Origin of the sequence: Bacteroides thetaiotaomicron VPI-5482, from assembly GCF_000011065.1 — a bacterium.
Classification (GTDB): domain Bacteria; phylum Bacteroidota; class Bacteroidia; order Bacteroidales; family Bacteroidaceae; genus Bacteroides; species Bacteroides thetaiotaomicron.
In genome coordinates this window covers 5,572,330-5,584,066 of the sequence record NC_004663.1, presented here as the reverse complement: position 1 = coordinate 5,584,066, position 11,737 = coordinate 5,572,330, and the positions used below count along the sequence as shown (strand labels likewise).

Genomic DNA, 11,737 nt, shown 5'->3' with positions numbered 1-11,737 from the left:
TATAAATTTTAAAGAAAAGACCCATGAAAGATTTATCAAGTATTGTAGCCAAGTTCAACACCCAAGGTACTATCACAGAGATTAAGCCTTTGGGAGCAGGACTTATCAACGACACATACAAAGTTAACACACAGGAAGCAGACGCCCCCGACTACGTTCTGCAACGCATCAACCATGCCATCTTCCAGAATGTAGAAATGCTTCAATCCAATATTGCCGCAGTCACCGGACATATTCGCAAGAAACTGACCGAAGCCGGAGAAGCCGACATCGACCGCAAAGTTCTCTCTTTCCTCGCCACTGAAGAAGGAAAAACTTATTGGTTTGATGGAGAAAGCTACTGGCGTGTCATGGTATTCATTCCGCGTGCCAAAACGTACGAGACTGTCAATCCGGAATATTCCAATTATGCAGGAGAGGCTTTCGGAAACTTTCAGGCTATGCTTGCCGACATTCCGGAAACACTGGGAGAAACCATCCCCGACTTCCATAACATGGAATTCCGTCTCAAACAGCTACGTGATGCAGTCGCTGCCAATGCTGCCGGACGAGTAGCCGAAGTACAGTATTATCTGGACGAGATAGAAAAACGTGCGGACGAAATGTGCAAGGCAGAACGCCTGTTCCGCGAAGGAAAGCTTCCGAAACGAGTATGCCATTGCGATACGAAAGTAAACAACATGATGTTTGATGAAGACGGGAAAGTGCTTTGCGTCATCGACCTGGATACGGTAATGCCGAGTTTCATCTTCTCCGACTACGGTGATTTCCTCCGTACAGGTGCCAACACCGGAGATGAAGATGACAAAGACCTGAATCGTGTGAACTTCAACATGGAGATATTCAAGGCATTCACCAAAGGATATCTGAAAGGTGCCAAATCGTTCCTCACTCCCATTGAAATAGAGAATCTGCCTTATGCTGCCGCTTTATTCCCCTATATGCAGTGCGTACGGTTCCTTGCCGATTATATCAACGGAGATACTTACTACAAAATCAAATATCCCGAACATAATCTGGTGCGCACCAAGGCACAGTTCAAACTACTTCAAAGCGTAGAAGAACATACACCGGAGATGGTGGCATTCATCAATGAGTGCTTGGTTAATGGATAATGGAGAATGGAAAATGGATAATTAGTGGAAATGGGGCGGAGCTGTTTATTTGGTAAACGCTCCATTCTTCCACTGATAAACAATAGGACGGCGGAGAAACGGTTTAAGTTTTTCTGCCGTTTCTTTTGACATATAGTCGGGAGTGGACAGAGTGACAGCCAGTTCTGTATTTTCCTTGTTCATATCCACTTTCATCAATAAGATGTCTGCAGAACGGGAGGCCTCGTCAAATTCGTATATCGCAGTGGAGTCCGGAGTAAGCAGAAAATCGTTCATGACCGGCAGGGTGATGAATGAATCGGCAGTCAGAGGTTTCCAGTCTGTAGTATAGAAGCGGATGCTGCTGTCACAAGCCGGAGCACATGCCGTAGCTACCGTACAAATCACATTCGTGGTATCATTCAAAGCCAATACTTTCATCTGCCAAGTGGTTTCCGGAGTCATCTGCATCCGGATATAGTCCTTACTCAGGTCGGTCATTTCCGACTTCTGCCCGAAGCGGTTTTCCACCTGTGCTTTCATTTTACTGCTCAGAAAGTCGATGCAGTCTTCACGGTTCACCTTCGTAAGCAAGGGACAAAGTGAATCCGGAACGTTGATAAAAAGAGTCTTTGCTTCCTGCGCCTGTGAAGAGACAAAAGTAAACAAGCCGATGATGAAAAATGCGATGGTATGAGTGATTTTATTTGATTTCATATTGTACTTTTTATTTAGACCCCAAATATAAGAATATCATTCCGATTAACACGAGGATAAGGTCAATCGCTTTGCTTTTTAAATTCTTTTCACGGAAGAAGAGCGCTCCGAAAATGAAAGATACGATCACGCTTCCCCGACGAACCATCGAAACGATGGAGATCATGGAGTCATCATAGCTCAGAGCATAAAAGTAGACAAAGTCTGCCGCCGAAAGGAATACGGAAATCAGAATGATGGTCCAGTCCCAGCGGAAAGGAGTGGTCGTCTTCCGTTTGGGCCACCAGAGAAGGAAGATAATGGTTCCCATGATAAAGAACTGGTAGACATTATACCACGATTGCACCAGCATCGGATTCAGCTGTTTCATCAGAAACTTGTCATACAATCCGCTGACAGCTCCCATGACTGCTGCCAGTATAATAAAGAGAATCCATTTGTTATGCTTGAAATCGATCCCTTCTTTCTTCCCCGAACGGCTCAACATAAAGAAGGAAGCCACTGCCAGCATCACTCCGATCCATTGGTAGAGATTCAGACGCTCGCCAAACACCAGCATTGCTCCTACAAGCACCATCACCGGACGGGTAGCATTGATAGGCCCCACAATGGTAATAGGCAAGTGTTTCATCCCGAAGTAACCGAATATCCACGATGACAGAACGATAAACGACTTGATGATAATATATTTATGCTGCTCCCATCCTGCAACGGGAACATTAAAGATGGTTCCCCCAAAGAGATCAGGCTCGAATGCCGATACCAAAATGAACGGCAGAAAAATTAGACTGGAGAAAAGCGTATTCAAAAACAATACAGGCAACACCGCATTATCTTTCAATGACTGTTTCTTGAATACATCATAAAATCCCAGCAAGGTAGCCGAGAGAAAAGCTAATAATAACCACATGTTGAAATAAGTAATAGGTAATAAGTAACAAGTAATATTGAGCTGACTAGGAAGTCGGCAGTATCTAACACTCCCCTCCTTCGGGAAGGAGTGTAGATAGTACTGACTTTTTAGTTTCCTCTGAGAAAATATCTTCCGGATATTCTACGTTGACAAGGAAGAGCGCATTTCCCGGAGCGGAAGTTCCCGCTTTGCAACGATCCTGTTGTTCTATCACTTTACGGAAACCTTCCACGGTCAGTTTGCCGCGTCCTACCTCGAGCAATGTTCCTACGATGGCACGCACCATATTACGGAGAAAGCGGTCGGCACGGATAGTAAATACCCAGGTGGTGTCTTCGCCTTCCATCTTCGTCCATTCGGCATGGGAGATGTGGCAGATGTTTGTTTTTACATCTGTATGCAGTTTGCTGAAACTTGTAAAATCAATGTATTCGAACAGGGTTCGTGCAGCCTCGTTCATCCGTTCATAATCCAATGAACCATAGACACGGTAGCGGTACTGGCGGTTGAAAGGATATTTGGCGGTAGTCACATAATACTTATATGTCCGGGCAGTCGCGTCAAAACGGGCGTGCGCATCCGGTTTTACCTGACGGACACGATAGACAGAAATATCTGGAGGCAACAGACGGTTCAACTTGTCGGCGACAGTCACCGTATCGAGCACGTCTTCATGATCAAAATGTGCCACCATCAGCGAGGCATGCACCCCCGCGTCCGTCCGGCCAGCACCTATCACTTCCACATCACGACGCAGAAAAGTAGACAAAGCCTTCATCAAGCATTCCTGCACACTACTCCCGTTGGGTTGTATCTGCCAACCGTGATAGTTGGTTCCATCATAAGCCAAATAAATAAAATACCTTTGCACGCCGATTCCTCATTTTAGGGTTTTCGACTGCAAAAGTAGTCATTTTTTTATTCATACGTAGAAGGAGTCGTACCAAATGCATCCACAAAATGTTTGCGGAAAGTCGGAATGTCATTATACCCCACCATTTCGGCAACTTCCTGCACTGCATATTGTTTCGTTTTCAACAGCACTCCCGCACGGCGCATACGTACTCCTCTGATCAGTTCTATAATGGTATAGTCTGTACTTTGCTTCACTTTGCGGTAAAGGGTGGGCTGACTCATATTCATTTCCGCTGCCAGTTTCTTCACACTGAAGTCCGCCTCGCAAATATTTTCTTCCACAATTTTGATAACAGCTGTGATAAACGGATCTTCCGTCTTCACTTCTTCACCCGCCTGTTCCGGTTCGCTCACGACAATTGTATCCGTTCCCGGCAATTTGAACAACTTCGTGTACATCTGCTTCAACGTCTGACGACCATTAATCAGACTGCTGACTTTCGCCTTCAGAATGCCCGGAGTAAATGGTTTCAGTACATAATCATCCGCACCCAGCTGCAGTCCGTGAATAATATCGTCGTCTTCTACCTTTGCCGTCAGCATGATAAAAGGAATACTGCACGTTTCCGGATTCTCCTTCACCTCCCGGCAACATTCGAAACCGTCTTTCACCGGCATCATGACATCACAGATGATCAAGTCCGGCATCTCTTTCATTGCCGTATCGACTCCCTCCTGCCCGTTGGTTGCCATCAACAAGTTATATTCATTGCCGAAGAGCACTTTCAGATACAGGCGGATATCCTTATGATCTTCTACAATCAATATCGTCTTTTTAACTCCGCCCGCTACGGGGGATGCTACTTCTTCGGCAGGCAATGCCTCCGCAAAAAGCGGCAGTTGCTGATCCTGTTGCACCACAGCATCCTCTACTGCCAAATCCTGTTTCTGTGTTTCTGCCGATTCGGGTTCCAGCTCTGCTACTTCTGTCAGTTCTTCCGGATCAATAAACTGAATATTCGGATTGTTTTCAAAGACATCTCTGTCGGCGGGAAGATTGACCGTGACCTTCGTCCCCTTTCCTTCAGTACTTTCAAGAGTAATCGTTCCGTAATGAGCTTCGATCATCTGTTGCATGATGGTGAATCCCATTTGCGCAGCCGACATATCACGTTCCGATCCTTCATTCTCGCTCATCAACTGCTCAACAGTTCTTACCCTTTCTTTTCCGTCATCTTCTACTATCAGGCAGACATAGTGCATATTGTCATTTACAACCTCACAAACAGATAAAGAAACCGTTCCCGCATAATGCGTATGGGTGAAAGCATTTGTCAACAGATTATGAATGACGAATTCTATTTTCTTTTTGTCCACATAAAATTCCATCTCCTTCTTGATTCTCTTCTCGCAATGGAAATCAATGGTATACACCTTCAACAAGTCCCGGACACCAAAAAGAGAGCTGTCGATCATTTTATCCACCGAATACGGAGCAACTTCCAGTTTTGATTCCATATTGCCCTGCCCGTATACTGCCAGCAACTGGTCGCAGGCATCCACCATGCGGAGTGAGTTCCGGTACGCCACCTGTAGAGAAAGCTGAGAAGTCTGAGCGTCATCCTTCTGCAATTCCTTCAGCGGAGCGATGATGAGTGACAACGGCGTACGCAATTCCTGCACAAAGAGCATCAGCAACCGGTTCCTCATCGCTTCTATCTCTTTTTTTTGTTCCTGTTTCAGCTTTTCGAGATTCAGATTCTCCTTCAGTATCATCTCACGGTCACGATGAATCTGTTTGCGCTGATCCTTCTTTCTGAAATAAGAATAGAAGAAATAAGATAATCCGCCAAGTAACAGAACATACATGATATACGCCCATATAGTCTGATACCATTTACCCTTCACCACCAGAGGAATCTCGATTACCTCCCCTTCTTTCCCATCCGGGAAAACCAGCTTAGCCTGCAAGGCATATTTTCCGGCAGCCAATCCGTTGAACCACAGTCCTTCTGCAAGCGGTATCATTTTCCATTCTTTGTCCGCAGGAAGCAGACGGTAAGCAATCTTGCGCTGTGCCAGTCCGTAACGCAGATCGGAAAAGAACAAATGAAAGTCGTTGTTATCGGAAGCAAACACCAGTTTCTCCTGTTTTTCCGGAGAAACAGCCAGAATCATCTGCCCGTTCCGCTTTTCTCCTGCCAGCACCGTTTCTCCACCGACTTCCACATCGGTCAGCATCAAATGCTTCTTGCCACTATCGCCTTTGGTAGCAGAAGGATCAAAGAAAATCAGCCCCCAGGAATTCGCCCATAACAAGCGTCCGTCATTCAAACGACAGACTGCACTGCAGTTTCCCACCGACAGATAACTATAAAAAGCCTCCTGTCCATTTCTGATGGTCATCACTCCTACATTGTTTCCTGCCCATGTGTTTCCGATATGGTCGTCGACCATGCAACTGACATGTCCGTCCGTCAATCCACTCTGTAGTGTATAAACAGATTCTATCTTATCCTTCTCTCTTCCGTCGATGCGAATAACGACGTTCAGATAGGCTGCATAAATCTGATTATAGTTATTCACATACAGGGTTCGCACTCCGGCTTCTTCCAGCCCATTCTCCTTTTCATAGTTTCCTTCCACCCGTATCTGGTCACCGTTCGTTTCAATTCTTTTCAGCCCTTTATCCGTACCTACCCATACATTTCCTTCCTTATCTTCAGTGATGGCAAATACATTCTTGATTTCACCGGGCAGTTTTATATTTTTGCATCCGTGAGTTTTAGGATCTACCTGTACCAGTCCATTCGAAGTACCTACCCACAAACGATTCCACGAATCCAGACAGAAACAATGGACAACAGCCTGCATCCTCCCGCCTTCGCTGTTTTTCAACTGAAAAGATTCCACGTCTTCCGTAAGCGGATTGACAGAGATGATCTCTCCAAAATTGTTACCCAGCCAAATGTTTCCATCTTTACCTTTATATATGTGATAACGTCCGGAGAGACCGGATACTTTTTTCCATGGTTCAAAATGTGTATCCATCGAAAATGACGGAGTAGTGCTTCTCATGATGCCTCCATCGGTCACCGTCAACCAGATATACCCTTTTGCATCTTCGACCATGCCATCCACTCTGGATTTGAAATTCTGCCGTACCCGGCTGTACATACTGTCGCTGATATCAAACTTTACCACTCCCCCGCCAAAGGTACCTACCCAAAGAATCTGCTGCCTGTTATCCCATAGCAGACTGGTCATCTTATTTTCGATCCTTGAATGGAACGCTCTTTCCCCCTGTGTCAGCAGTGTCAATGTAAACGGACTCTCACACAAATTCAGATTCTCAAAATGCAATTTATATAATCCGTCCCATGTCGTCAGATAAAACGTCTGCTTATCTTTCATCACCATATCTGTAACATACGAGTTGGAGAAATCCGGCTGGTCGCCCCCCTCGAGAGAGACTACACGTTCCTTATGCGATTTAAGGTCATAACATACAATATCATTCCATAATCTGCATATCCATAAATATCCCTGTCGCAAAAAGAGTCTGTTCACCACATCATATTCTCTGATCACAGAAGTTCTTTTGGTTACGAGATCATAATGTATCACCTTTTCGCGGTCAACGGCAAAGTACAGGTTTGTTTTTCCATCCGTGCAAAGATTAGTAATCTTTCCTTTTATCAAAGGTTCGGGATTCAATATACAATAGACGAAATCTTCTTTTCCTTCTTTTTTGCGGATGGGACGCGATTCGAACAATCCATGCGAAGTAGCCAGATACAGGCTGCCATCATTCCAGCAAAAATCCTGAATCTCTTTAAGTTTCAGCGACCTGTCAAAACGTACAGGCAAAAACTTTTCCATTTCTTTGTCAAAACAGGTTATTCCCCCCTGATAGAGTGAAGCATAAAATAAACCGTCGGAACCTTCCTTCAGCGTTTTTACAGCCTGATGCAAAGGAGTGGAAAGGGAGTCAACGCTCATAATGAGCGGATAATCACGAAATCTGAAGCCATCGTAGCGGGAGATTCCCTTGTCGGTAGAGAACCACATAAAGCCTTCGCTTCCGTAACAAACATGATAAATAGTATTATTTCCGACTCCGTTTTTAATTATTTGCGGTTCTAGGTCCCAGTGGGTATCTATAGAGTATGACGGAAGAAAAACCGTCAACAGCAACAACAGAAAGAAGAACTTCCTCATATCTTAATTGTATTTTGTTCATGTGTATTGGCTGATAAAGATATATAATTAAATCATTAGCAAATCGGATAACAAATATTTTTTAGCAATAATTCACAATAAAGTAAAAGCCCGCTGATTCGTAAAAGAATCGGCGGGCCTCCCATTGTTTGTTTCTTAATTGCCTGAATGACCAAAGCTATATTGTTTGCTGTCTGGTTCCTCTTTTTGTCTGATGGAATCTCCGTGCACGGCGCAAGGAGCCCTTTTATATAAGTTGTATATATTGTAACGTAATACCTAAAATCAATAAATTCCTGTTGTATTAATTAGCTGCTTTGGAAAGAGTAAAGCTATAAGTTCCCTTATTATCCTTGAAGTTGTAGCTACCTTTAAAGCTTACGGGTACCTTAACCAGGCAATTACCCTGGTCGCTTACACGGAAATAGAGATAAGAAGTCGAGCTGAATACACTGTTTCCTTCAGCAGTAGTAGATAAGGAAGCTCCATAACCCTGCCAGTTGAACAGGTCAGTCGAGGAAGAGTATGTAGTACCTATATAAAATACTCCGCCGTTATTATCAATATTAAAGTTGACGGAAACACACAATGCGAATTGTTCTACGAAAGCACCGCTTCTGGTACGGGCCTGATATTCTGCGATCATCTTCACTTCTTTTCTGTCACCACCTTCGTAGTATCCTTCCAAAGTTTCCGATTCACAGTTACGGATAGTATTACCATTCTGACGAAGCGCTTCAAGCACACTTGCCATTTCTTCTGCAGTCACAGAAGGTACATCACCTACTTTAGAGTCAACAGTTGCAGATTGTATACCATATAAAGATATCATGGATTCAAAGTTTGAAGAGTTGTCTTCAAAACTATCACTTTCAGCATTAGAACATGCTACAAAAGTTAATGCCAATACACATGCGAAAAAGAATTTAATTGATTTCATATTAGTACCTCCTAAATTTTATTTGTTTTTTTAATTTGTTTGCGAACTGTTGTTTGTTATTTCGTCCGCTTCTTACACTTCATATTGTTTATCTGTTCATGTTCCTTAGGAGGGAATCTTTTAAACTTAAGTTTTCTTATTTATCTTTTCTTGTTTGTTTGTACACTGCAAACATAGGCGTTTTATTCAATAGAAAAAACTTTTTCAGGAGACAAAATGAATGAATTACCACTCTTTAACGAACGAAATACAGCTTATTCAAGCACTTGAATAAGATATGCAAGTATCAAATCGCCGCTCATCTGCAATTCATTCAATACGAGCGGTAAAAACACCACCCATTACCAATGAATTATATGCCACCTATAAAAAGAATGATATACCACCCCACTTATTAATTTCCATTGAAAGGAAAGAGAAGAAAGATGAATCCACCAATTAACGTCTATTCATATAACCGTTACTTTTGCAACATCAACAAACAAAACCCATCATGCGATGAAAAAGAAAAGAATCTTATTTTTGTTCGTTACCTTGTTTGCTTCTACCTTATTATATAGTCAGGTAGTCGGAGTGAAAACCAATCTTGTAATGGACGCGATGAAAATTATCAATCTCGGAGCCGAAGTCGGTCTGAGTAAGAAGTTAACGCTGGACTTGTATGCCAACTATAATCCGTGGAAATACAAAGATCAGAAGATGATGAAGATGCTCGCCATCCAGCCGGAACTCCGTTACTGGTTCTGCGACAAGTTCAATGGACACTTTGTGGGATTCCATGTACATGGAGGCGTCTACCAGGCTGCCGCCATCAATATGCCCTGGGGCATCTGGCCGGAACTGAAGGACCACCGCTTCAAAGGCAATTTCTTCGGTGCTGGTATTTCCTACGGTTATCAATGGATTCTTGCCAAGCATTGGAATCTGGAAGGGAATATTGGTGTAGGTTACGCACGTGTCAAGTATGAGCAGTTCGAATGCAAGACGTGCGGTGAGAAGGTTAGCGAAGGACATAAGAACTATTTAGGTCCCACGAAAGCTGCTATCAGTTTAATCTATTTATTCTAAAACAAAACAAATATGAAAAAGATATTATGCATACTCTTTTGCCTGCTGCCTGTATTGGGCGGGAAAGCGCAGACACTTTATAGAGATCAGGTGCGTATAGAGAAAGAATCTATCACACGCAATGAAGATAACAATGTGCTGAGCATCGATATGGATATCGTGATGCAGGAGAATCTGAAGCTCTCCTCCAATCATGTCGTCACCCTCACTCCGTTCCTCGAATCAAATGGCCGCACCAAGATACTACCTTCCATCGTAGTTTACGGTCGCAAACGTGAAGTAGTAAACCAACGCAATAACATCGCTCCTTCGGAAAATACTTACAGTGTTATCCGTCGCAAGCATAATAAAGAACAGATTATCAACTACCACCAGCAATTCCAGTTCGAAGCCTGGATGCGTGATGCGGAAATGAAACTGAATATTGATGTATGCGGCTGCTGCGACCTGAAAGAGGAGACCAGCGGTGAATTAATCACCCGATTGAACATTTTACCCGTGCAGCTACAGCCCGCTATATCCTATATCACTCCACAGGCAGAAGCCGTCAAGCACCGTGCCATAGAAGGAAGCGCTTTCCTCGACTTCCCGGTGAACCAAATTATCATCCGACCGGAGTATCGTCGCAACACAGTAGAGCTGGCCAAGATACGTGCTACCATTGACAGTGTACGTAATGATGACAAGACAACGCTCAGCAGTATAAGAATTCACGGTTATGCATCACCGGAAGGTGGATATGCCAACAATACCCGACTGGCAAAAGGTCGTACACAGGCATTGGTAGATTATGTGACCAGTTATTACAAGTTCGACAATAAACTGATCACTTCAGAGTATACTTCTGAAGATTGGGAAGGATTCCGCAAGTTTATCGCAGCTTCTTCATTGGAGAAGAAGGACGAGATACTGAAACTGATGGATGACTCGACACTGGACATAGACAAGAAAGAACGCCAGATCGCTCAATTGGCAGGTCCTCAAACTTATAAATATATATTGGAAGAATGTTATCCGGCTTTGCGTCATTCAGACTATACCGTCAACTATACCGTACGCGGGTTCAATCTGGAAGAAACCAAAGAGATTATCAAGACACGTCCGCAACTGTTGAGCCTACAGGAAATCTATCGGATTGCGGAAAGCTGTCAGCCGGGAAGCGAAGAGTTCAACCGTTCGTTCCAGGTAGCAGCCGCCATGTTCCCGGATGACCCTATTGCCAATCTGAATGCAGGAGCCATGGAAATACAGAAAGGCGGAGACCTGACAACAGCGAAGAAGCATCTTGCCAAAGCTGATCAGAAAGCTCCCGAAACGCTGAATAACCTGGGAGTCATCGCACTGCTGGAAGGCGACTACGATGCGGCAGAGAAATATTTCAATGCAGCAAAAGCCGGTGGACTCACCACTCAGGCTGACACCAATATGAAACAACTAAAAAGCATAAGAAATTATCCCAAAGAATAATAACAAACAATTTTACCCCAAAACACAAACGCACCACCTGAGAAGGCAGTGCGTTTTTTTTATATCATAATCATCATATCATCGGCTTAACAATCTCCACTTTTAAGCCCAATGCATCAATGATACGAAAGAAAAGTCCGACTCCCGGCTCAAGCGCTCCTTTCTCAATTCTAGATATATAGGACTTGTTGGTACCTACCTTGCCGTACAATTTGTCTAATACAGCATCCATACTTCCAACGTCAGGGTTTACTTGCATAATATTCATTTTTAAGTTTTACTGCCTTTTCAATCTCACTTTCGGGCGTTTTTTGTGTCTTTTTCTGAAAGCCATTAAACAACATCACGATATTGCCTTCATCAAAAATAAAAAAAGCCCCATAAATATTCATGGAATGTTTTTTTATTTTCAAGCGTTTCAGCCCTTTCAGCCATCCGCCACAACCGCCTGCCAGCAGGCGA

Annotated in this window: 9 protein-coding genes and 1 pseudogene; 3 read left to right on the top strand and 7 right to left on the bottom strand. The window is 43.7% G+C overall.

What is annotated here, in order from left to right; all coding sequences use genetic code 11:
• Positions 1-23 precede the first annotated feature (23 nt).
• Positions 24-1,115 carry a phosphotransferase enzyme family protein gene (locus BT_RS21395; RefSeq protein WP_008764441.1) on the top strand — a complete coding sequence of 364 codons (1,092 nt, stop codon included), beginning with the start codon at positions 24-26 and terminating at the stop codon, positions 1,113-1,115.
• A 45-nt stretch (positions 1,116-1,160) separates the two neighbouring features.
• Here BT_RS21395 and BT_RS21390 read toward each other — a convergent pair whose 3' ends face one another.
• The 5 genes from BT_RS21390 to BT_RS21370 all read right to left on the bottom strand — a co-directional run bounded on the left by BT_RS21390 (position 1,161) and on the right by BT_RS21370 (position 8,740).
• A complete protein-coding gene (locus tag BT_RS21390; RefSeq protein ID WP_008764440.1) occupies positions 1,161-1,811 on the bottom strand; it encodes a DUF3256 family protein in 651 nt (216 codons plus the stop codon).
• 10 nt (positions 1,812-1,821) lie between these two features.
• Positions 1,822-2,721 carry a DMT family transporter gene (locus BT_RS21385; protein WP_011109171.1) on the bottom strand — a complete coding sequence of 300 codons (900 nt, stop codon included), beginning with the start codon at positions 2,719-2,721 and terminating at the stop codon, positions 1,822-1,824.
• Positions 2,722-2,785: 64 nt separating this feature from the next.
• Positions 2,786-3,595, bottom strand: a complete 810-nt coding sequence (gene truA / locus BT_RS21380) for a tRNA pseudouridine(38-40) synthase TruA (protein ID WP_008764438.1) — start codon at positions 3,593-3,595, stop codon at positions 2,786-2,788.
• A gap of 47 nt (positions 3,596-3,642) precedes the next feature.
• A complete protein-coding gene (locus tag BT_RS21375; RefSeq protein ID WP_008764437.1) occupies positions 3,643-7,800 on the bottom strand; it encodes a hybrid sensor histidine kinase/response regulator transcription factor in 4,158 nt (1,385 codons plus the stop codon).
• Positions 7,801-8,104: 304 nt separating this feature from the next.
• A complete protein-coding gene (locus tag BT_RS21370) occupies positions 8,105-8,740 on the bottom strand; it encodes a DUF5033 domain-containing protein (protein ID WP_011109170.1) in 636 nt (211 codons plus the stop codon).
• A 498-nt stretch (positions 8,741-9,238) separates the two neighbouring features.
• Between BT_RS21370 and BT_RS21365 the strand changes: the two genes are divergently transcribed.
• Both BT_RS21365 and BT_RS21360 read left to right on the top strand, forming a co-directional pair.
• Positions 9,239-9,808: a DUF3575 domain-containing protein gene (locus BT_RS21365; protein ID WP_008759911.1), complete on the top strand. Its 570-nt coding sequence runs from the start codon at positions 9,239-9,241 to the stop codon at positions 9,806-9,808.
• Positions 9,809-9,820: 12 nt separating this feature from the next.
• Positions 9,821-11,275, top strand: coding sequence for a DUF3868 domain-containing protein (locus BT_RS21360; RefSeq protein WP_008764436.1), 1,455 nt, complete (start codon positions 9,821-9,823; stop codon positions 11,273-11,275).
• A 73-nt stretch (positions 11,276-11,348) separates the two neighbouring features.
• Here BT_RS21360 and BT_RS21355 read toward each other — a convergent pair whose 3' ends face one another.
• Together BT_RS21355 and BT_RS21350 are read right to left on the bottom strand one after the other, a co-directional pair.
• Positions 11,349-11,534: a helix-turn-helix domain-containing protein gene (locus BT_RS21355; RefSeq protein ID WP_008764435.1), complete on the bottom strand. Its 186-nt coding sequence runs from the start codon at positions 11,532-11,534 to the stop codon at positions 11,349-11,351.
• Positions 11,518-11,664 (bottom strand): annotated as a pseudogene (locus BT_RS21350) (type II toxin-antitoxin system RelE/ParE family toxin); the annotation flags it as partial. The gene BT_RS21355 and the pseudogene BT_RS21350, both read right to left, overlap by 17 nt.
• Positions 11,665-11,737 lie beyond the last annotated feature (73 nt).

Coding starts and splice junctions, on each gene's coding strand:
- BT_RS21365 (WP_008759911.1), top strand. CDS start 9,239: ATGAAAAAGAAAAGAATCTTATTTTTGTTCGTTACCTTGTTTGCTTCT.
- BT_RS21385 (WP_011109171.1), bottom strand. CDS start 2,721: ATGTGGTTATTATTAGCTTTTCTCTCGGCTACCTTGCTGGGATTTTAT.
- BT_RS21375 (WP_008764437.1), bottom strand. CDS start 7,800: ATGAGGAAGTTCTTCTTTCTGTTGTTGCTGTTGACGGTTTTTCTTCCG.
- BT_RS21355 (WP_008764435.1), bottom strand. CDS start 11,534: ATGCAAGTAAACCCTGACGTTGGAAGTATGGATGCTGTATTAGACAAA.
- BT_RS21360 (WP_008764436.1), top strand. CDS start 9,821: ATGAAAAAGATATTATGCATACTCTTTTGCCTGCTGCCTGTATTGGGC.
- BT_RS21370 (WP_011109170.1), bottom strand. CDS start 8,740: ATGAAATCAATTAAATTCTTTTTCGCATGTGTATTGGCATTAACTTTT.
- BT_RS21395 (WP_008764441.1), top strand. CDS start 24: ATGAAAGATTTATCAAGTATTGTAGCCAAGTTCAACACCCAAGGTACT.
- BT_RS21390 (WP_008764440.1), bottom strand. CDS start 1,811: ATGAAATCAAATAAAATCACTCATACCATCGCATTTTTCATCATCGGC.